At 44.6% G+C, this 20806-nt stretch carries 19 protein-coding genes; 7 read left to right on the forward strand and 12 right to left on the reverse strand.

Annotated elements, in window-relative coordinates:
* Positions 1–56: 56 nt before the first annotated feature.
* Complete coding sequence (locus VIC_RS17775; protein ID WP_006961481.1) at positions 57–1766, reverse strand: S8 family peptidase; 1710 nt, start codon at positions 1764–1766, stop codon at positions 57–59.
* 461 nt (positions 1767–2227) lie between these two features.
* Between VIC_RS17775 and VIC_RS17780 the strand changes: the two genes are divergently transcribed.
* Genes VIC_RS17780 through VIC_RS17790 form a run of 3 tightly spaced genes read left to right on the forward strand, consistent with a single transcriptional unit; the run spans position 2228 to position 3878 of the window.
* Positions 2228–2791, forward strand: a complete 564-nt coding sequence (locus tag VIC_RS17780; RefSeq protein ID WP_006961482.1) for a hypothetical protein — start codon at positions 2228–2230, stop codon at positions 2789–2791.
* 33 nt (positions 2792–2824) lie between these two features.
* Positions 2825–3346 (forward strand): P-loop nucleotide/nucleoside kinase family protein, encoded by a 522-nt coding sequence (locus VIC_RS17785; RefSeq protein WP_006961483.1) that lies wholly within the window; start codon positions 2825–2827, stop codon positions 3344–3346.
* Positions 3347–3401: 55 nt separating this feature from the next.
* Positions 3402–3878: a PaaI family thioesterase gene (locus VIC_RS17790; protein WP_006961484.1), complete on the forward strand. Its 477-nt coding sequence runs from the start codon at positions 3402–3404 to the stop codon at positions 3876–3878.
* A gap of 75 nt (positions 3879–3953) precedes the next feature.
* Here VIC_RS17790 and ompW read toward each other — a convergent pair whose 3' ends face one another.
* The 4 genes from ompW to VIC_RS17810 form a co-directional block, all read right to left on the reverse strand.
* Positions 3954–4601, reverse strand: a complete 648-nt coding sequence (gene ompW, locus VIC_RS17795; protein WP_006961485.1) for an outer membrane protein OmpW — start codon at positions 4599–4601, stop codon at positions 3954–3956.
* Between the two features lie 259 nt (positions 4602–4860).
* Positions 4861–6114, reverse strand: coding sequence for a peptidoglycan DD-metalloendopeptidase family protein (locus VIC_RS17800; protein ID WP_006961486.1), 1254 nt, complete (start codon positions 6112–6114; stop codon positions 4861–4863).
* 217 nt (positions 6115–6331) lie between these two features.
* Positions 6332–6631 (reverse strand): isoamylase early set domain-containing protein, encoded by a 300-nt coding sequence (locus VIC_RS17805; protein WP_006961487.1) that lies wholly within the window; start codon positions 6629–6631, stop codon positions 6332–6334.
* Between the two features lie 100 nt (positions 6632–6731).
* Positions 6732–7349: a hypothetical protein gene (locus VIC_RS17810; protein ID WP_006961488.1), complete on the reverse strand. Its 618-nt coding sequence runs from the start codon at positions 7347–7349 to the stop codon at positions 6732–6734.
* A 69-nt stretch (positions 7350–7418) separates the two neighbouring features.
* Between VIC_RS17810 and VIC_RS17815 the strand changes: the two genes are divergently transcribed.
* From VIC_RS17815 to VIC_RS17825, 3 genes are all read left to right on the forward strand, one after another.
* Positions 7419–7826, forward strand: a complete 408-nt coding sequence (locus VIC_RS17815; protein WP_039952169.1) for a GFA family protein — start codon at positions 7419–7421, stop codon at positions 7824–7826.
* Positions 7827–7907: 81 nt separating this feature from the next.
* Complete coding sequence (locus tag VIC_RS17820; protein ID WP_006961490.1) at positions 7908–8210, forward strand: hypothetical protein; 303 nt, start codon at positions 7908–7910, stop codon at positions 8208–8210.
* A gap of 53 nt (positions 8211–8263) precedes the next feature.
* Positions 8264–9052, forward strand: a complete 789-nt coding sequence (locus VIC_RS17825; RefSeq protein ID WP_006961491.1) for a carbon-nitrogen hydrolase family protein — start codon at positions 8264–8266, stop codon at positions 9050–9052.
* 52 nt (positions 9053–9104) lie between these two features.
* Here the strand turns inward: VIC_RS17825 and VIC_RS17830 are convergent, their stop codons facing one another.
* The 5 genes from VIC_RS17830 to amt all read right to left on the reverse strand — a co-directional run bounded on the left by VIC_RS17830 (position 9105) and on the right by amt (position 15800).
* Entirely contained in the window at positions 9105–10358 is a 1254-nt protein-coding gene (locus tag VIC_RS17830) for an NAD(P)/FAD-dependent oxidoreductase (RefSeq protein ID WP_006961492.1), read from the reverse strand.
* Positions 10358–11740 carry an FAD/NAD(P)-dependent oxidoreductase gene (locus VIC_RS17835; RefSeq protein ID WP_006961493.1) on the reverse strand — a complete coding sequence of 461 codons (1383 nt, stop codon included), beginning with the start codon at positions 11738–11740 and terminating at the stop codon, positions 10358–10360. Before VIC_RS17835 ends, VIC_RS17830 begins: the two co-directional genes overlap by 1 nt.
* Positions 11737–12057 carry a (2Fe-2S)-binding protein gene (locus tag VIC_RS17840; RefSeq protein WP_021455536.1) on the reverse strand — a complete coding sequence of 107 codons (321 nt, stop codon included), beginning with the start codon at positions 12055–12057 and terminating at the stop codon, positions 11737–11739. The genes VIC_RS17835 and VIC_RS17840 overlap by 4 nt, the downstream gene beginning before the upstream one ends.
* Positions 12058–12311: 254 nt before the next feature.
* Positions 12312–13595: an HD domain-containing phosphohydrolase gene (locus VIC_RS17845; RefSeq protein ID WP_006961495.1), complete on the reverse strand. Its 1284-nt coding sequence runs from the start codon at positions 13593–13595 to the stop codon at positions 12312–12314.
* A 15-nt stretch (positions 13596–13610) separates the two neighbouring features.
* Positions 13611–15800 carry an ammonium transporter gene (gene amt / locus VIC_RS17850; RefSeq protein WP_006961496.1) on the reverse strand — a complete coding sequence of 730 codons (2190 nt, stop codon included), beginning with the start codon at positions 15798–15800 and terminating at the stop codon, positions 13611–13613.
* 197 nt (positions 15801–15997) lie between these two features.
* On the opposite strand from amt, the gene VIC_RS17855 reads away from it, so the two are divergent.
* On the forward strand, positions 15998–16477 hold the full coding sequence (locus VIC_RS17855; RefSeq protein ID WP_006961497.1) for an aminoacyl-tRNA deacylase: 480 nt from the start codon (positions 15998–16000) through the stop codon (positions 16475–16477).
* Positions 16478–16551: 74 nt separating this feature from the next.
* Here the strand turns inward: VIC_RS17855 and VIC_RS17860 are convergent, their stop codons facing one another.
* Both VIC_RS17860 and VIC_RS17865 read right to left on the reverse strand, forming a co-directional pair.
* Positions 16552–18096, reverse strand: a complete 1545-nt coding sequence (locus VIC_RS17860; protein ID WP_006961498.1) for a M28 family metallopeptidase — start codon at positions 18094–18096, stop codon at positions 16552–16554.
* A gap of 82 nt (positions 18097–18178) precedes the next feature.
* A complete protein-coding gene (locus VIC_RS17865) occupies positions 18179–20518 on the reverse strand; it encodes a M4 family metallopeptidase (protein ID WP_006961499.1) in 2340 nt (779 codons plus the stop codon).
* Positions 20519–20806: the final 288 nt, after the last annotated feature.

The raw sequence follows: 20806 nt of genomic DNA on the forward strand, positions 1-20806 counted from the left end.
ATGAAGCAATAAAAAAGGGCTACCAATGGTAGCCCTTAGCATTTTCCTTTAACTTATTAGCGACTTTCTAGCTCTTCGAAAATCGCTTCCGCATCAACAACACCACCAGAGATTGACAGTGTGCTGAACGGTACAAGTTCTTCTGGAGTAGAAGGTTTCTTAACCAATAGTTCAGGGTAAGTACGCGCTTTACTCATCAGCAGTTCTTTAAGCTCAACGGCAGACAGGTCTGGATAGTGCGACCATACCATTGCAGCTACACCAGAAACGACTGGCGCTGCCATACTTGTGCCGCTGTACGCTGCGTAGTTGTTATCTGGAGTTGAAGACAGAACACGGTAACCCGGAGCAAAGACATCAACCGTCTCCTGACCAAAGTTACTGAAGCTTGCAACCAGTGAGTCATCTGCATATTTCGCTGATGCACCAATGTCCATCCATGTTGAGATTGGCTTAGACCAAGAGTGCTTAGCGAAACGGTTCGGGAAGCTTGGCTTGATGTCGTTATCGTTGCGGCTGTTACCGGCAGAATGCACAATCAGTACGCCTTTACGTGCTGCGTAACGGAATGCGTGGTCCACGATGTACTTACGTGGCGAGTAGCTCTTACCAAAGCTCATGTTGATGATCTTCGCACCGTTATCAACAGCGTAGCGAACCGCGTTAGCGATATCTTTATCCCTTTCGTCACCATTTGGTACCATACGTACCGCCATGATTTGAGCGTAATCAGCAAGGCCATCAATACCAATACCATTGCGACGTTCCGCGGCAATAATACCTGCTACGTGAGTACCATGAGCGCCAACAGGACCTTTCACATCGTTGTTACCGTAGCCCTTCTCCCAAGGGTTGTGGATGTTATCCATCACGATGTCACGACGCGTGTCTAGCTCTAGATTGTAGTGGTAGTCCAGAGACTCTTGGTAGCGGCTTCTGCGTGATTCTAGGTAATCGAATGAGTACCAAGATTCAAATACGCCAAGCAGGCCTTTAGCGGCTGCAACCACTTCAGGGTTTGAGTGCTCAAGTAAAATTTGTAGGCCGTCGACAGTAAAGTCTTTGTGGTCCGTTAACTGAGTGATTTGATCTTTGTACTGATTCGCTTGCTCAGTCGCTGCCGTCACTTGATCAAGAGAAGTCTGGTTGTATTCAACTGATTCTAGATAGTCTGCTTCTACGCCCTTGTAGTATTCACGCTTCTTACGCGGAATCCAGTGATTACCTTCTTTCAGCTTCAGATATTTTTTGTACTCACGAGTCACTTCTAGTGTGTCTTGATCCACATTGACACCAAGAGAGTTACCAAGGAAGTTCCAACCGTGAACGTCATCGATATATCCGTTACCGTCATCATCGATGCCGTTACCTGGAATTTCGTCTTCGTTAGTCCAAAGTTTGTTTTTCAGATCTTCATGGTCAACATCAACACCTGAGTCAAGAACCGCAACAATCACAGGCTGTGGCTTTAAAGGTGGCAGTAGTGATTCATAAACATAATCGGCACCCACACCCTGCAGGCTAGAGTAGTTTGCAGAAGCATTAAACCAGTCTCCACGATCATCTGACGGGTTGCTCATCATGCGCATTGAGAACAATGCGAAAGGTTTAACTGGCTTAGGCGAGTAATCTTCAACAATGTTACCTTTCACATCTTTGATGAAAGGCGAGTTTGCTGGAACTGGTTCAGCACTGACGCTGACTGAAACCGACGCTGAAGCCATCATAGCGACAGCAAGCGCGGAAAGCTTATATCCGTTTGTCATTCTGTTACATCCTATTTAATTATACGCTTACAAAGCGCACAAAAGATAAAATGCAACTCAATTAAGATCATTCACAAAATCAATTAAATGAGTATAAGATCTCACTAAGAGAGATATTTATCGCTCAAAATTTGAGATAAATTCTATTAATAATATCAACATTTATATAACGCATGATGTATATTAATTTAATCTTTTAATTCATAAGCTTAAGATCATTAATTAAATAGATATCTATTCATAAATATCCAATAAATTATTATCAAATAACTCATTAATAATTTAAAATTTTATTTATTCCGAGATACCTCAATATTTATTAATATCATTATCTACAATAAATAATGGAACACCGATCATGAAAAATTGGAAACTTCAGAAAATACCTACGTGTGACATTGTGGTATCCGTTGGATTATTGATTTATTTTAGTTGCTCATCATTACTAATAGGTAAGAGACATGTCCCAGCTAATGCCACAACTCAACTTATCTCATCTGCCACTGCAACAAGCTCTAGTCGATTCGATCTACCACGCCTTTATTGACCACGAAGATGTTCTTGCTGCGGTATTGCTAGGTTCCTTGGCCGCTGAGACAGGTGACAGGGTTTCTGATGCCGATGTTATTGTCTTCACGACCAATGGTTTTCATAGAAAATCGGATCTAGCTTACCGAGCATTTGAAAGCAACAAAGAGATCTTTTACTGTCTCGAGGGCTTCCACAATGACCATGCTTTTTTCAAGAAATATATCTTCAACGATATGACCAGTGCAGAGATTCACTGTCTCGATCTAGAAGAACCTTTCATGCTCTCAAAACCTTATAAGGTACTATTTGATAAATCAGATATCGTCACCTCCCGCCTTACTGATGCGCCAGCACCCAAGCATAAAGACTTCCCAGCTTATACTAGCGGTGATCAAGGGCTTATTTGGGAGTTATTCGACTGCATCAAATGGCTCAGCCGTGACGACACCAACTTAGCAAAAGAATACATTAAGAAGCTGGCTAACAAGCTTTAAGTACGTCCAGTCCCACACTGGTATGGAGACTCTTTGAATCGTCCAATTTTATACATCTTTTCTGGATTACCAGCCTCTGGTAAATCAACACTTGCTCAGCGCCTCGCTCAACATACATCATCAATATATGTGCGTATTGATACGGTCGAACAAGGCTTGCGAGACCTATGCAGCTTTAAAGTAGAAGGGGAAGGCTACCGGCTCAGCTACAGAATCATTGAAGACAACCTTCGACTAGGTATTAGCGCGATTGCAGACTCTTGTAACCCCATAGAACTCACACGACGTGAATGGCGTGATGTCGCCACCAGTGTAGACGCCCGCTTTGTCGACATTGAAATTTGGTGCTCGGATAAAGAAGAGCATAAACATCGTGTTCAAACACGACCTAACACAGTTAAAAACCTTGTCTTGCCAAATTGGGAACAGGTTGAAAATCGCCACTATGAAGCATGGCCTGATGACGTTATCAGGATTGATACCGCTGGAAAAAGCATTGAGCAAGCCTTCACAGAATTGCTAGATAAGCTTGAAGTCTGGTCATCTCCTGCTTAACTAGACTGTGTATAACTCTTTGAAATCTAAAAATACTAATGTCTCAGGAGCCAGTATGGAGCAGAACAACGCCTTTCAGGAACAGATCCCCAATAACCATTGTTTTGGCTGTGGAGCCGAAAATACGATGGGGCTACAAATCAAAAGCTACTGGAATGGAGACAATGAATCTGTTTGTACTTTCACTCCTTCTGCTCATCACAGTGCTGGCCCTTTGCATTTCCTCAATGGTGGGATCATCTCTACCATCATTGATTGCCACTGTGTCTGTACTGCCATAGCGAAAGGTTATTACATGCAGGGCAGAGAGATTGGATCAGGTGAAGCGATTTGGTTTGCAACCGGAAGTTTAGATGTCAAATTCCTCAGACCGGTTCCCATAGACGATGACGTTCAACTTATCGCTTCTATCATTGAAGCGAAAGACAACAAAATAGAGCTCCAATGCGAGCTGTTTTCTGGAAACACACTTTGCTGTCAAAGTCGAGTTGTAGCCGTCAAAGTGCCTAATGAGTGGTTTGAAGGCCGATAAACACAACTAAAAAAGCCAGCGACTCGCGTCACTGGCTTTGCGTAAACCATTCAACTTATAATGTCGAACCAGTCATTAGAACTTGTAACCGCCACCGATCATAAATACCCACGGGTCAATTTGTACGTCTGTTGAGAACTCCGTAGAGCCAGCTTTGTACGTCGCTGTTGTATCGATATCGGCATACCAAACAGAAGCATTCAGGAACCAGTCTTCGTTAAGCATGTAGTCCACGCCAAGGTTTGCAGCTAGGCCCCAAGAGTCATCTAAGGAAAGATCGCTCAAACCCGCACCAGTCCCCGTACCATTTAGCTCTTCGTCAAAGAAAACTGTGTAGTTGATACCTGCACCAACATAAGGACGAATCTCACTGCTCGCATCACCGAAGTAGTACTGAACCATAAAAGTTGGTGGCAGATGCTTTGTCTCAGCAATGTCACCTAAGTTACCAAAGTTAGTTGAAATTTTGTGTGAGAAAGGGGTCGCAGCAAGTACTTCTAGGCTGATGTTGTCAGTCAACATATAACCAAAAGTCAGGCCAAGCTGAGTGTTGGAATCTACACCGAACTCAGAACCTGCGTTATTTAGTACGTCACCACTGCTATCATTTGGCGCTACGGTTGCGATACCAGCGCGGACAATAAAATCACCTTCTTGGTGAGCTAGAACATTACCGGAAACAAGGGCAGCAACGACTGCCAAACCACATACTGTTTTTTTCATTGTTGATTTCCTTACGTAGGGCTTTCTTTTAATTAATGATTGAGGGAATCTTATTTATTGTGGCGTGCAAGTTAACACACAAAGACCTTACTCTTTTGATGGAAATCAATTTGTGAATTTTATTGATTAGCGATTTACATTTGTTTCGACTTGATCACCTTTTCAATGCAAAACAATGACATTTATGTAATGCAGCCTTTGCGTGTGTCACAGACAAAAAAAGCTCCCGAAGGAGCTTTTTGTTTAGATATGTTTGCGGTTAGCCTGTGGTTTCAGGCTCACTTTGTTTGGCAAGTTGAATCTCTTGTTGTCGCAACATCGCGTCAAGTTCATCTCGACGTATCTTAAATGCGGTCATTTCACTTTTCGGAACTGAGCTCGCCATTGGTATATTAGCCGTCATGGCATTAACAGGCCTGCCACGGTCAATCAATTCATAGTGAATATGAGGACCAGTCACACGGCCAGTCGCACCAGACAAGCCAATTCTTTCACCACGTGATACTTTCTGCCCTTTTCGAACGAGGATTTTACTCAGGTGCAGATAACGCGTTTTGTAGCGGCTACCGTGCTGGATCACAACATAGTTACCCGCATATGGGTGTTTACGGGTCATGACAACCACACCGTCACCAGTTGACACAATCGGCGTACCTGTTGGCGCAGCCCAGTCAGTACCATTGTGCGGAGCAATTCGCCCAGTGACTGGGTGTTTCCGCGTTGGGTTAAAGTTAGAACTTAGTCGGTAATTTGCGTTGAGCGGTTTACGTTGGAATGCGCGTTGCAGGCTATTACCATTCTTATCGTAGTACTGTCCATCAGAGTGAAGGTAAGCCGTCACTTCTTTACCGCGATTATAGATTTTCACCGCTTGAAGCTCTTTGTTACCCGTTAGTTGCTCGCCAACATATTGCTTCGACAAGACCACTTCAAACACATCCCCAGCACGGAGATCGCGGGCAAAGTTAAGCTTGTCTTTGAGCAGCGATACGATCTGTTCGTTTTCACTACTTCCTAACCCCAATCGGTGCAGAGATTGAGAGAAGCTGCCTGCGATTTCCCCAACTAGCGCTTGTTCTTTCCAAGTGCCAGGAATCTTCACATCCTCAAAGGTATAACTGCCATCATCGTGACGATTATAAACAGCGCGTTCTACGATGCTGAACTCAAGCTCCATTTTCGCTAAGTTCTTAGTTTCAGCATCTCGCCAAAATCTTAGAGTATTTCCAGGTTTTAAAGTATCCAGCGCAAGATAGTTAAGATCTGTTTCCATAATCTTCATCAGCTCGCTATAACCAAAGCCTAGCTGGCTGAAAATGGAACTCAGATTGTCGCCTTTCTGAATCACGTACTCATAGTTTGGCATGTCATGAATGACTTCAACATCAGTAAGCAAGTCATTCACAATGCTGGATTCAGGAAGCGAAAGATCAATAGTGCGCTGATACTGGTTGCTTTTGTTTGTTGCAGATAAAACCAATGCGGCAACAACAGGAAGGCTCAAAAGCATCATTTTTCTCGACTTGGAGAGCTCTCGAAAGCGAGATGTCAATCTTTTGGATTGCACAGTTTGACCTTATTGCTTGAATTTCAGAAAGGCCTAAGGGTACGAATTTATGCCTAGCTTGTCACCTATGGAATGTCAGGTTTGGATCAAAAAAGGCGCAAACGCGCCTTTATAAATATGACTTATGGTTGATAGTAATCACCCACTTTCACATGCATTCAGATTACTGATAAGTGGAAACTAAACCATTATCTGAGCCGAAACCGTTTGGCTGATATTGGTCCGCATTCGGATCGTTTATCCACTTTTCATTATCAACCAAATAACGAAATTCAAATTCACTGTCTTTCGGCAAACGCGTTTTAAACTTGTAGGATTTACTCTTAGCCACCTTCTTCATTTCGGTTGGTTGCCAATCCAGAAAATCCGCTACGATAGCCACTGACTGTCCAACTTGTTCCGCAGCAAGTTCGAACGTTACTTCTACTTCATCTTTAGTTTTAAAGAATCGCTTATTGATCATGTTTAACTCCATTAACGACAAAAACAAATCCATCTCATAACTTGTCAGGCCAAATAATAAGCAATCCGTACTCCATGCACAATACCGTATTGAACACTGATTATTCGACACGTTCCAGGCTATCCTGCCCAGTCAACTCGAAAAGTATAGTAGTTGAAATGGTAGGCTCATGTGACATGGGTTGATCAGCATCACGTTGTTTAATACTCACACTAATATTGTGCTGCTGTTTTTCTAGTGCATCGACGACGATCCGGTCCCCCAGAAATTGAGCTTCTTTCGAAATCATGCGTTTTCTAAAATCATCATAGTGAAACGTGGCTAGATAGTAGAACACGCCGGAGCCCTGATTTGAGACAGTCATAATCGAGGCAAACATCGTGGGGGTAATCTGAAGCAACTTGCTTGTATCAACAGTGACGACGCCACGCTCTTCACCATCTTCATACGTGCCACTTGCCAGACCTTTCGTTGGGTTTAGCTCTTCCATAAACGTATAAGCCTGACTTTCGGGCACTTTCACCGTCCAAGGGTTTGTAGTCGAAAGACCAAAAACAGACTGCATAACCACATCACTGCTTGCAGCATGATTAGGAAACTTTGCCATTATCTCTTCATCAGAAAGACTGAATCGGTACAGGCCAGCGATCGTGACTACTATTAATAAGAGGATCGGAATCAAAAGAATCAGAGGAATTGGTAAAAGGCGCTTTTTCATCTTGTAGTATGTCTTATCAGATACATGAACATAGTGACGTCATGTTAGCAGCAAGGACAAGGAGATAAAATGGAACACGAGCAGAAAATACGTATGGCCGATTGCAGTTGTGGGCAGGTCAATCTGGTTTGTCGTGGTGAACCAGTCAGAACGTCAGTCTGTCACTGCTTTGAATGTCAAAAGAGAACCGGGAGCGTTTTCGGAGTCCAGGCTAGATTTAATCAAGAGCAAGTTTCTTTCAGCGGTGATCTTGTCGAATACACTCGTATCAGTGATTCAGGTAATGAAGTCACCTACTCTTTTTGCCCTAGGTGCAGCACGACAATGTCACTCAAACTCAGTGCCGCCCGAGATTTCATTGTTATACCTGTCGGTATTTTCCAAGAGCAGGATTTTCAGACCCCAAGTTTCTCTGTTTACGAAGAAAAGCAACACGGCTGGGTCAAATTTGACTGCCAGATGGAACATCACCATTAACAGAATGAGATATTGATTCACAAACCTTCTCTTAATTTGGGCTGTACTCTGTATTCAGCTCTCACAGTGACGGACAATGATATGAAGTTTGTGGTTTTACTTTCAGGATTGATGTTTCTTTCCACAGCACACTCCACCGAAACGGAAAAAGCGTATGAATGGGTGACCGATCTCGACTTGATGTTTCAGTTGGATGATACTCCCGATACCGTTGAAACATTCAACGATCAGGGCATGGAGTTTACTCACTACTTTTACAGTAGCCTGAACCATTCTTTTCTAGTCAACATTGAAACCGGTGAAGTGTGCCACGCCTATATCGGACCCGAAAGAAAAAGCTGTTTTCCATGCGGTGAAAATGAAGTCAGTGACGTCTGTCCGTAGCGGATAGCGATTTGCCTCAAACCTTTTCGTTCTTCAAACAAAGAGACCATTCTATGCAGATCACTCTGGTTCAGAACAAGGTGTTTTATAAAGACAAAGCACGCAATCTTGACCATATTTCCTCATTAGTCGCTAACCAAAAAGAGGTTGGTGAAATTCTGCTTCTTCCTGAGCTTTCAACGACAGGTTACATTTTTAACACCACAGAAGAAATTCATGCGCTTTGTGAGGACTTTTCTGACAGCGAAACGATAGCCACACTGCAGAATCTGGCTAAGCGGCACAATACCTTAGTTGTTGCGGGGCTGGCGGAAAGGCATAGCGATCAGTTTTATAACAGTGTGGCTGTAGTAGATGAACATGGGCTAAAAACTCGCTTTCGCAAGGTCAGCCAAACCAATATCGATAAGCGTTACTTCTCACGAGGTGACCAGCTAACCTGTTTCGAACACAAAGGAGTGAAGTTTGGTATCGCTATTTGCTTTGATCTCTGGTTTCCAGAAATCACTCGCGAATATGCCAAGCAAGGTATCGATGTACTGCTGCATCCAGCGAACTTTGGTGGCGAATACAGCTTGCATGTCGCGAGAGCAAAAGCACTCGAAAATGGTTACTACATAGTGACCTGCAATCGTGTGGGCGAAGATGTGACTGAAGAGTTGGTTGGAGAATATCGTGGCGACAGCCGGATTTGCACACCTAATGGGGAGTTGATTGCCCCTTTCCACCAAGAAGAAGCCATCTATACTCTCGACATTGAATGCCCGTTGCCGACACCACGCAAAGTACTCGGTGTGGAACTGCTTCCTGAAATGGCCTCAGTGAGTGACGTGCTGAGCTAAAAAAAGAGCCAGCGTAGTCGCTGGCTCATGTCGTATTCAAAAGCAAACCTATCTATAGCGCATGATCCAGTTGGTATTTACCGATCATTTCCCCTTCGTTATTTAGGAAACGCTGGTAGGAGAAAGGTGAAATATCAACACAAGTCGGTAAACTTCTCACCAACTCATCGAGAATTCGACCCGTAATCGCTGAGGTCAGCATACCGGTACGGAAATGGCCGCATGCATTGAGGTAACCTTCTACACCCGGAACCGGACCAAGAATCGGTAACTCATCTGGTGAGCCAGGACGCAACCCCGCCCAACAGCGCTTGATGTTCATGTCCTTGAGAGCAGGGATGGATTTCATCGCCCCCTGACCTAACTGCTTGATGTACTTAATATCATTGCTGGTATCAAATCCACGTTCTTCGGTCGTAGAACCAATCAAGATCTCACCGTTGTCTTTCTGCGCGATGTAACAATCACTGGTCGTCAAACAGCCGTTAAGTAACTTCGGTAGCTTCTCTGTGATGATCACCTGCCCTTTAACCGGGAAGACTGGCAGCTTATAACCTGTTGCCCATTGGCTGATAGTTTCTGCCCAAGCACCTGCAGCATTGACCATCATTTTACACGGTAAAACACCCTGTTCTGTTTTCACTGCTGTAACGCGATTACCCTGCCTCTCAACTCCTGTCACTTTAGTATTGAGATAAAGTTCAACCCCGTTCTGGCGAGCGGCTTCCAAATACGCTTCATTGAGGCGATACGGATTAATTTGATGGTCACAATCAAACTCCATCGCGCCAATGGCGTCTTTGGATACATTCGGTTCTTCGGAATGCAATTCTTCTTGAGAAACCCAACGAACATGATTGTGACGATTAGGCACCGCTGCTGCGATTTGTTCAGCGTACATCCGGTCATATTTATCGAACATCACAAACTTCAGGCCAGTGCGTTCAAATTTGAAGTCGACACCGTGGTTTTCAACCAGCTCCTCGTATAGTGCCGGGTACATCGCATTCGACATCATCGCCATATCAAAAAATGGTTCTGGCATAATATGCGGGTTCATTTCCGGTGCTTCATTTGCTCCTGACTCCTGCATTTGCTTCGATAATGTTTTAAATAGAATGACGCCACAGCCGAGACCAGTCGATTCACCCATTGCCCATAGTCCACCGGCAGATGCACGAGACGCATTTCCCGGGTATTTGAAATCAACGACAGCAATCTTGAGATCTTTCTGACGACTCAGGAAGTACGCAATGGACGCACCTATAACACCACCACCACAAATGACTACATCATACGCTTTCATTACTCTTCCTCCAGCGCTGCAAATGGGATTGGATCGAGTGGGAATCTAGGGCGAACTAGGCCTTGTTCCTGACTGAATCCTTCTTTCTTCAATCGGTCGTAGCAATAGTGGGCACAGGTTTTGCCTTGGCAATCCCCCATTGTCACGCGGGTGCGCATTTTTAAGGTCACAATGTCTCGGCAACCTTGAGCTATCGCTTCATCTATCGCTTTTTTCTTCACCTGTTCACAGCGACAAATTACGGTATCTTCCTCTGGTAGAGAGAGCAGGCCGAGTTCGCGGAAACCCGCATTATCAAAGGCCTGACGGAAGCGATAGAGACGTGACAACTTACGCCGCATTGCAGCAATGTACTGCTCTGCGTCTGCACTACCCAGTTTGCCAAGTTCACAAGCAATAGCTTTTGCGGCGATCTTACCTTCCAGCATGGCAGCATCGGCACCCGCAATTTTAGCGCTGTCACCTGCACAGAAAATGTTCTCCTGACTGCTTCGCTGCCATTTATCGACAGCAGGGATTGCCCCACTCATGTGGTCATATTCAATATCGAGGCCGATAAGCTGAGCGAGTTGCGAGCGAGCCGCAAAGCCATAGCCCACCCCTAGCGTATCCACAACATGAGTCACAGCTTGAGAGTGATCTGGGAACCAGTTGTCATCGTAAGGCGCAACGGTTACTTCATTGAGCTGGCGGACACCTTCTGCTTTCACCAACCCCCATCCATAGTGGAGCGGGATATTATGTTGCTTGAGGTACCACATCATCGATAGCCCATCCAACGCTTGTTGAGGGCGGTTGAGCATCGCCAGCGTTTCTTTGGCTACCGACGAAAACTTCGCAGCTTCATAAATAGCTTCAACCTGACAACCCGCTTTATGTAGTTGGCAAGCGACCAGAACTAACAGCGGGCCACTCCCTGTAATCACGACTTTGTTACCCGGTCTGACTAGCCCACTTTTGAGCTGAAGCTGTATCGCACCTAAAAGCATCACACCCGGAAGCTGCCATCCCGAAAAAGGGATGCTTCGTTCCTGACACCCCGTCGCCAATAGCAAATGGTCATACTCGATATTAGACAGTTCGTGGTCATGGGTAACCAATAGATTGTTGTCACCCAAAGGCCCTAAGACTCGTGTCTGAGTCCGCAAGTCAATGAAAGACGCATTGCTTTGATAGTCCTCTTGAAGCTTGTCCATCGCATTGGTCAGCTTTTCGTCCAGATGGGGCATGTCCGCCGTTTTTCGCCATGGTCCTCGATAAATAACACCACCAGCTTTAGGTGCTTCATCAATCACAGTGGAATGAATACCAAAGCGTGCAAGTTCAGTTGCTGCCGACATACCTGCCGGTCCACCACCTACAATCACGACTTTCTTAGTCATATCTCACCCCCTTGCTCAAGTACCAAGTTTCGGCTGGTCTCAACCTCCATATCTGGCTTGACGATAGTCTGGCAGGCTCTCTGCTTGTGGCGACCATCAATGTGCAACAAACAACAGTGACATACCCCCATCCCGCAGTATGGGCCGGATTCAGCACCGTAATCATTTGTCATCAACTGACGAATATTTGAAGCCAACAAAGCGCTTAGCACACTTTCACCTTCAACCGCCGGAATGGGTTTCCCGTCAACATTTATGGTGAAGGGCTTATCGAGCACCTTAGTAATATCTTGGTTTCTTTTTGTAATAGAATTCATATACCTCTCCAATGCAACAAAGCGCATACGCATCATACCCATAAAAAAAGTAAGGGAAATGATCAAAAAAGACGCATTTTCAATTTAAAAAGAACCATCACAATTATTAAGGGAAATACTTGTGCTACTACTCAGTATCTCATCAGACCACTGCAAAAATATGGAAGACAAGAACGAAAGTTGGTTCAAAGAAGAACAGAAATATATGTAATATTTATTAAATGGAAGGGTTTTATTGGATTAGAAAAATTAATTTAGATGACATAAACAAAATTCTGACTTTCGAATTCTTCAAGCTCGAACAACCGATCTAGCATCTCCTGATTAAGCCTGCTCCCTCTCTTAATTAAGACTTTTCCGTTTGGCAGGGAGACATCACGTTTTATTTCAATCCCTGGTTTTAGATCGCCAATACTGACGCAATATTCAAATGTACTTGTATTATTTCTGCGCTTATCTTCTAGCATATGAAAATAAGTATTCAGAATGAGCGGATCATAATGACTCTTAGATTTTTCTTTCATTAAACTTTCAGCAACCGCAGGCAAACGAAGCTTTGTTCTATCAACGTGATTGACCGTTAGATAATCGTAATCCTTCACCACTCTTATAATTCTCGACAATACAGGGATTTGCTCTCCTTTTAATCCTTCAGGAAACCCTGTTCCATCCATATTTTCATCCTGATATTGGATTCCCGCGAGAAGTGGTTGGAATGACGCATTATGCAGAAGTAAGTCAGCGGCTTTATGACCTGAGCCACACGGGCCAATGTGATGAGCTGTGTACGCTGAAGATAACTGCTGTTTAGACTGACAAGAGACCATGCCAATAAGATGGAGCAGAGCCGCTTGATAAGCTTGATCATTTGATACTTCAGATGACGTTATATGCCCTGCAAGCTCCTTGACGTGTTCAGCGATTCTCAGCAAATCTTGCTTTTCAACATGAACACTTTCAGAGATCACGTTCACCAACAAACTCAACGTATTATTCATCAGTTCTTTGTGCCTATGGCTTGCACTTTTGTACTTTAGATCGAGTTGTTTAATGTGTTTATTCTTCTCCTCTATCTGCCCTTGCAAGCTTTCATTATCTCGGAGAAGCTTAGCGTTGATGGCTTCCTGATGTTTCGCATATTTTTCTATGCCTCCCGTCATTTCAAACTGGGACTTGAGCCGAAGCAGCGTTTTCTTTACCTCTTCGTTTTCCCATGGTTTAGGTAATACATAGCTAACATCCCCTTCGTTGATAAACGCTGTTAAATCATTCTTCTCCGCATTACTTGATAGTGCGACACGTATAGCCCCAGGTTGGACATACCTAGCCTCATAAAAGAATTTGGAACTACTCATGGACGGCATATTGGAATCCGCAACAACGATGGAGACTTCGTAGTCATTGAGATATGTCAGGGCCGAAATCGGGTCATTAAATGTCACAACACTGAAGTCTTTCCTTAGCAGTCGTGACAGTGCACGAGTGATTTGAACTTCACTATCAACGATAATGAGTTTTACTGCGGTGTCTCCATCCATAAGAGCTCCCTGCCACTAGTGATGGTTTGATATAGGTAAGCGCACAGTGAATTTGGTGCCTTTACCGACTTTACTCACTACATCGATTTTGCCCCCATGATTATTCACCACCCCATGGCAAATAGATAACCCTAGCCCTGTGTTGCTCATGTCCATGCGAGTGGTGAAAAAGGGATCAAAGATTTGAGGCAGATTTTCTTCAGCAATACCGATCCCACTATCCACAATATGAACGACTACGTATTTGTCACAAAGGCTCGTCATCACTTTGATTACACCGAGTTCACGGCCAATTGCCTGTAACGAATTCTGCAGTAAATTAACAAAGAGCTGTTCAAGTTGATGTGCACTACATGAAACTAAAGCATTTTCAGCATCGTAAGACTCAATAATCCGACAGTTCGACTCAATACGATCTGAGAGGCTTTCAATTGATGATGACAAAATGACGTTAATATCTCTTAAATCGAATTGCTCATCACTGTAATCTGCAAACGTCTTGATATTAGAAAGTATGCTGTCAATTTTCAAAGCCCCTTCTGACGTTGCCTTGATAAGCTCATCGCTGTCTTCGAAGACAAAGTCGAGATCTTCTTCTTCACAAATTCGATCAATTCGGCTCAACACTTCCTTCGCAACCACAGGATGTGCCGACGCAACCGCAGCAAAGGTTTTGTACTCTGTCACTAATACCTTGAAAAAGCGATTGTAGTCTCTAAGCGTATTAATGTTGCTCAAGACATAGCTGATAGGTTCATTGATTTCTCTGAGAAGCCCAGAGCTTACCTGACCGAGATTCGACAGCTTCTCATCTCTCTCTAGCCTAGCTTCCATATCCTTGATACGTTGGTTCGACTCAACAAGAGAATGATGCTTTTTTGTGACCTTAACTAATGCTTCTTCGAAGCGTGACAACACCCGATTGTATTGACGGGCAATCATTCCAATCTCAGATGTCGGATCGTAATCGACTCGCTGTGTAAAATCACCGCTCGCCTCCTGATGCTGAATGACAGCGACGAGATCATAGAGATCACTGCCCGCTTCATGAGAAGAGATATTAAGACCGATAACCTCTTCTTCCTGCTTCACTCGCAAAGAAATCACTTTGTTAAGCAGGTAGAAACTCAAATAGCTGATAGGAAAGACGAATGCACTGGTCGCGCTAATACCGAATATTTGAATCAGTAACTGGCTGGTTCTATCTTCTGCTATCAGTGCTCCAGAAAATGCGTCTTGAGGTGCGAATAAAGCGACAGCCAAGGTCCCCCAGATACCATTTGCCAAATGAACAGGGATTGCTCCAACTGCATCATCAATTTTCTTTCGAATTAACAAATGGTTGGTCAAGGTATAAATCAGTGCAGCAACCATACCTATCACAACCGCACTAGGTGCATTGACTAAGTTACAGTTCGCGGTAATTGCCACCAGTCCCGAAAGAATACCGTTGCAGAAATGAGGAACATGCACTCGCTTAATCAAGTGAAGCGAGACCAATGCGGACGTTAATCCGCCCATCGCTCCAGCGAGTATGGTATTGAGGATAATATTGAAAGTATTTGAACTGAATGCAAGCGAGCTGCCCGCGTTGAATCCCAACCATCCAATCCATAGGAATACGACACCTGCGACCGTCTGTACCAAACTGCTGTGATTAAAAGCCTGCCCGTCTTTGAAACGGTTCAACCTTGGTCCAATCACAATCACTGCGGCTAACGCCGCCCAGCCGCCCACCGCATGCACCGCTGTCGAACCAGCAAAATCGACAAAGCCGTATTGCGATAACCAACCTTGTTCCGCCCACACCCAGTGACCCACAACAGGGTAAATAAAGGCAGCAACCAGAACAGAAATCGCAATATAGCCCTTCAGGCTACCTCGCTCTGCGATAGCACCGGAAATAATCGTAACCGATGTGGCACAAAACACCATTTGATAAAAGAAAAATGCACCCTCATCAATAGCATCAAATTTCGGGATCATGAACTGATTAGTGCCTGCCAGTCCTTGCCAAGATTCACCAAACATAATGCCGTAACCAACCAGCCAATACAGTCCCAGAACCACAGCTAAGTCGATTAAATTCTTAGCCGCTACATTGACCGTATTTTTTCGTCGTACAGTGCCAGCTTCAAGCAGCAAGAAGCCGACCTGCATCAGCAGGACCAGCAACGTACACAAAAATACGAACAATGAATTCATAACACCTATATGTTTTCAGCGCCTTATTAAGCAACTGAACTTACATCCATGTAATTGCATATGAGTATAAATATAGATCCAAATTCAACAGATTGGTTTACGGCGAAGCAGCCTTCACACGAGTCGAAAAGCGCAAATGGTGACTTAAGTGTTCGTTACCTATACTCAACATGGGCCCCAGGCACATGGAGGTTTGTATGAGTATTGCAACACGATTAGACCAATATCTAAGCGAACACGATATCCCGTTCCAGACAGTCAGGCATAGCCACAGCCAAAGCTCACTTCAGAGCGGTGTTGCTGCAGGTATACCTTTGGTGTGTCTGGCAAAGGGCATCGTTCTGGAAGATCACGATGGTCATCACATGATGGCTGTTTTACCCGCCAACAATAAGATCAGCTTGTCCCGGCTAAATGACGAGCTAAATGCCAATTTCCATCTTGTTAAAGAGCGACAGATTTATGAGATGTTCGACGATTGTGAGAATGGTGCCATACCACCTGTTGGTAGCGCCTACCATATATCGACCACTTATGATGAAGTGTTGACTCGCCAGAACTACGTCTACTTTGAAGCAGGCGATCATGAAACCTTGATCAAACTCGATCAGGAATCTTTTCGCCAATTAATGGGCCAGAGCAAAATGATGAGATTCAGTAGCCAGATCTTCCATTAACTTGCTTTAAACCGAAATCCGGTGACGATTCATCATCAAAAGAAGTCCACCAATTGGTGGACTTCTTTACCTTACTATTGCTTCTGATCCTGAGCGTTCTCAGGACTAAAGCTAGCCACAATATCTACTTCATCAAAGTTGCGGTAACCACGAATCATAATGTTGAACTCACCAGCTGGTTTGTTAAACACGCACTGTTCGTTGCTGCCATTCTGGAACGGACGACAGTCATATTCTGTTTTCGAAACCGGACCTTCATAGGTCACGTATAGATCCGCATCGCCACTGCGTGGGCCTGTAATGGAAATCGTTACTTCGCCCGGCTCTGTAGTGCGGAAAACAAAAAACTGTTCATCGAAATAACCGGATGTCAGGTTCTCCACTGGTGTACCGTTTTCCAGCTCCTTCACTGGCGACTCTGCGTCATCCAAACTGGTTTCCACCAAGTATGCGATGGCTAACTTAGCAAATTTAGTCGCATGGCTTGCGGTTGGGTCGGAGTTCTCCAACGTGTCGTGCTCAGTGTGGATATGCGGGTTGTAATCATTGAACATGGTTTCAAATGGCATTGCTGACGGGTAACCAGCGTTATGCCAAGAAGCGTGGTCAGAACAGGCGTAGCCACAGCGGTCAAAATCATAAGTAATTTCACTCGCGTAGGTATCAATCAGCTCGCTGAGAAATTCCGTTAAATTCGCGTCTGTGTAATCGTTGATGAAAGTAATGTCATGAGCCGAACCATTGTAGTTGGTCATATCCAGTTGCAGAGCAGAGACAACATCCGCCTGCTCGCCTTTCAGCGTTTGAGCGATGTCCTGAGAACCTCGCAAACCCACTTCTTCTGCAGCATAGCCATAGAACTTGATGGTGCGATCTGGCTGGATACCGCTAGCAATCATAAGACGCAATGCTTCTGTCACGGTTGCAATACCCGAAGCGTCATCATCGGCTCCCGGTGATATTGTACCTTCGGTTGTCCATGACCCAACTGTTGAATCTAGGTGACCACCCACCACAACGATCTCGTCTGGATGCTTGGCACCGACTAAAGTTACTTCAACCGATTTCTGTGGGTAATCACTGTGTGAGATTTGCTGAGCGGAGGCATAAGGTACATCCTTAATCTCTTCTTGCCAGCGCTCTAGCAACCAGTCCGAAGCAGCGATACCCGTAGAAGTGGTATAAAAACGGTTAGTAAAGCTGGTTAGGTTTTCAATGGTAGTAACCATGTTGTTTGGCTCAACCTGCGCAATCAACGACTCGACCGTATCGTGGTGGCTAATCACCGGCTTCTCAAACGTACTCATCGACAGTGGCATACCCGCCGCTTTCATTGCGCTTGCCTTGTCCTCATGCACCATGTAACCACCACAACGGTGTTTCGCTTCATGCATATGACTGGAGAGTGCCGCCAGCTGCTTCTCATTGATTTTGGCAACCACAGCATTTGGATTTGCTGCAAAGCCGCTAAATACCGCTGCACCATGCTGCGTTATCAAATGCTGAGCATCAGCATCCGTCGTAATCCATACTTCCCCATCTTTCAATACGTTGGCATCTGATGCTGCAAAAGCAGAAGCGCTCCCAAATAGAGCTAAAGCTAATAATGTCTTTTTCATAGCAGAACTGAGTTCCTTGTAAATTCTGTAGACGTGATACAAAGCAGGGCTCCATTCGGAGCCCTGTCGTTTTTAGAATGGATTAGTTGGCTTTGATGAAGCGGTAGCGCTTCGTTTCAGAACAAACGTCACCTGAGGTACATACTTGGTACTCAACATCAATCGTGCCGTTGTGACGGAACTTATCGACGTAAGAAGTAAATTCAGTTGCACCCACCACTTTGCCGTTACGTTTCACAACAAAGTAGTCGTCTGTTAGGTATTCCCAAGCCAGCTTAACGCGTGCTTTACCGTTAGGCTGTTTGTTACCAAATTTCAGCTTAAGTGGGAATGCGTCTGTTGCCGTATCTTCAATTGTGATGGTCTTGTTGGTAGTCGTTGCAGCACCGGCATTATCCGTTACCGTCAGAGTCACAACGTAATCACCAGCTGCCGCGTAAGTGTGGCTAACCACTGCACCTGACTGAGAGTTACCGTCACCAAGGTTCCACTGGTAAGAAACAATGTCCCCATCGCTATCACTACTTGTACTGGTTAGGTCAACTTTCTTGCCTGTGACAACGTGATCGAATGAAGCGACTGGTGGAACGTTAGTGCTACCAGAATCAAACGATGCTTTTAGGTTTGCATCAGCATACTCTGAGTAACCGAATACGTTGACGGTGTAACGACCAGCCGTTGGGTTTTCGATGACACAAACTTCATCAGTCACCGACTCACTCTTACAGATGTTTTCCTGCGAGCTTGGCGCATAGTCAAGGCCAACATAGATGTCTGGGTCACCGGTTGAAACACCAAGTTCTACTGTTAGCTTATCTTTACCTTCAGGCACTTCGATGTCGAAGTAGGTCTTCGAACCTGTACCGCCGGCAACAGTAACAGCTTGGCCATTTTCTAGACGCTGATACTCTGGTTCTGGCGGTAGCGGTGGCTCTGCACATGGCTCAACACCAACAACACCAAACGCTGCTACGACATCTTCTGAGTTGTAACCTAGGTCATCTGCTGCGTTTTTCACACCACAAGCACCTTGCCAGAAGTCACTGTCTTCTGCCCAGTAGATCTGGTTAGCCAGAACAAACAGTTCGAACGCCTTCTTAGTATCCCAACCCTGAGTGGTAGCGATGTGATAGAAAGCTTTATTGAATACACCCGAGCTGTAGTGAACATTCAGCCCATCGTAGTAATCAGAAGCGTGGTTGATAGAAGAACCGTCACGTGAAGGATCGTCCATGTAGCGCAGTGCACCGTCTGCTTTGAAGATGTCACGACCGACCATCCAGTCGTTGGTCCCTTTCATGTAGTATTCAGCAGCTTCACCAGCGATATCTGAGAAGGCTTCATTCATACCACCAGATTGATTCGCGTAGATAAGACCTGAGTTTTGCTCAGTGAAACCATGGCTGACTTCGTGCGCAGACACATCCAGACTCACCAATGGGTAGAAGTAACTTTCACCGTCACCGAAGGTCATCGCCTGACCATCCCAGAAGGCATTTTCATAGCCGTTGCCGTAGTGAACACGCATCATCAGTTTGAATGTAAGCGGCGCTGTATCAAACCAATCTTTGTACATGTCGAATACAACGTTACCGAAGTAATGCGCATCGTTCAGTGGAGAATAAGCACCGTTAATTTCTTTGTGCTCGTTGCGCGGACATTCGTAGGAATAAGGCGTGGTACCTGAAGTTGCACCGTTTAGATCCACAGTTACAACGTTATCGGATTCCATTACACATTCAGTGCCGTTTTCCGTCACATCAAGATAGTGGTAATCAGTACCGTATTCATATTGACCCGTTTTCTCGTTACCACCAGGACCAGTACCGATTTGGGCATGGGCAATACCTTCCCAGCGGTCGATGATTTCACCGCTGTGTGCATCCAGCATAGTAAACGGACGCGATGGGTGTGCTTTACCTTCAATCAGATAAGAGATTACGTAAATCAGACGAGTTTTATCACCGTCTTGATATACATAAAGATCGTCTTTTGCGTTCGCTAAAGATGGGCTCGCAGCAACACCAGCTTTAAGATCTTTGCTCGCTAACTCTAGTGCTTGTGCGCGGTTTAAAGAAGGTTTTACGAACTTACGATCAACGCCGGCCATCTTAACGTATTTGCCCTGAACAGCTTTTAGGGCACCGCCTTTGGCACTTTGCGTTGCGTTTAGGTAGTGGCCCCACACAGGCACTCCCCAGATGTTTTGCTGGACTTTAACTTTGTAGATGCCACGCTTTTTCAGATTCACTTCTTTTACCATTTTGAAGCTGGAAGCATTGTCGACACCAAGCTGAGAATTCAGCCCAGAAAATGATGTAAAGTTGATTGGTTTGCTTAAATAAACTGACTCACCGGCATGTGCAGATAGTGACATCGCACTCGCCACGGCTACTGCCAAAAAACGCTTGGCTATTTTCATTATGATTCTCCTTATCGTGGCATTTTATAAATGCCGGGGAGAAACATATCATTAACAATTAGAATTAATACTCACTATTCTTAATAATTATTTAATAAACCAAACAAGCGCACAATATGATTAGTATTTATTTTATCAATCATAAAATAAATTAATTAAATTCAACCTAAAAACAAATAGTGTTAAATATATAGATTATAACGTCACGATAAGAATAATAGTTATTTGTATAATACAAATAATTATTATAGATAGAACTATCTAATTCCAATTCAATCAATAAAATCA

This window comes from Vibrio coralliilyticus ATCC BAA-450 (assembly GCF_000176135.1).
Lineage (GTDB): Bacteria > Pseudomonadota > Gammaproteobacteria > Enterobacterales > Vibrionaceae > Vibrio > Vibrio coralliilyticus.

What these genes read in the sequence shown, in the direction of transcription:
- VIC_RS17825 (WP_006961491.1), top strand. Translation starts at nt 8,264, where the DNA reads ATGCAGATCACTCTGGTTCAGAACAAGGTGTTTTATAAAGACAAAGCA.
- VIC_RS17805 (WP_006961487.1), bottom strand. Translation starts at nt 6,631, where the DNA reads ATGATCAATAAGCGATTCTTTAAAACTAAAGATGAAGTAGAAGTAACG.
- VIC_RS17855 (WP_006961497.1), top strand. Translation starts at nt 15,998, where the DNA reads ATGAGTATTGCAACACGATTAGACCAATATCTAAGCGAACACGATATC.
- VIC_RS17865 (WP_006961499.1), bottom strand. Translation starts at nt 20,518, where the DNA reads ATGAAAATAGCCAAGCGTTTTTTGGCAGTAGCCGTGGCGAGTGCGATG.
- VIC_RS17775 (WP_006961481.1), bottom strand. Translation starts at nt 1,766, where the DNA reads ATGACAAACGGATATAAGCTTTCCGCGCTTGCTGTCGCTATGATGGCT.
- VIC_RS17800 (WP_006961486.1), bottom strand. Translation starts at nt 6,114, where the DNA reads ATGATGCTTTTGAGCCTTCCTGTTGTTGCCGCATTGGTTTTATCTGCA.
- VIC_RS17790 (WP_006961484.1), top strand. Translation starts at nt 3,402, where the DNA reads ATGGAGCAGAACAACGCCTTTCAGGAACAGATCCCCAATAACCATTGT.
- VIC_RS17815 (WP_039952169.1), top strand. Translation starts at nt 7,419, where the DNA reads ATGGAACACGAGCAGAAAATACGTATGGCCGATTGCAGTTGTGGGCAG.
- VIC_RS17840 (WP_021455536.1), bottom strand. Translation starts at nt 12,057, where the DNA reads ATGAATTCTATTACAAAAAGAAACCAAGATATTACTAAGGTGCTCGAT.
- VIC_RS17830 (WP_006961492.1), bottom strand. Translation starts at nt 10,358, where the DNA reads ATGAAAGCGTATGATGTAGTCATTTGTGGTGGTGGTGTTATAGGTGCG.
- VIC_RS17780 (WP_006961482.1), top strand. Translation starts at nt 2,228, where the DNA reads ATGTCCCAGCTAATGCCACAACTCAACTTATCTCATCTGCCACTGCAA.
- amt (WP_006961496.1), bottom strand. Translation starts at nt 15,800, where the DNA reads ATGAATTCATTGTTCGTATTTTTGTGTACGTTGCTGGTCCTGCTGATG.
- VIC_RS17845 (WP_006961495.1), bottom strand. Translation starts at nt 13,595, where the DNA reads ATGGATGGAGACACCGCAGTAAAACTCATTATCGTTGATAGTGAAGTT.
- VIC_RS17810 (WP_006961488.1), bottom strand. Translation starts at nt 7,349, where the DNA reads ATGAAAAAGCGCCTTTTACCAATTCCTCTGATTCTTTTGATTCCGATC.
- VIC_RS17835 (WP_006961493.1), bottom strand. Translation starts at nt 11,740, where the DNA reads ATGACTAAGAAAGTCGTGATTGTAGGTGGTGGACCGGCAGGTATGTCG.
- VIC_RS17820 (WP_006961490.1), top strand. Translation starts at nt 7,908, where the DNA reads ATGAAGTTTGTGGTTTTACTTTCAGGATTGATGTTTCTTTCCACAGCA.
- ompW (WP_006961485.1), bottom strand. Translation starts at nt 4,601, where the DNA reads ATGAAAAAAACAGTATGTGGTTTGGCAGTCGTTGCTGCCCTTGTTTCC.
- VIC_RS17860 (WP_006961498.1), bottom strand. Translation starts at nt 18,096, where the DNA reads ATGAAAAAGACATTATTAGCTTTAGCTCTATTTGGGAGCGCTTCTGCT.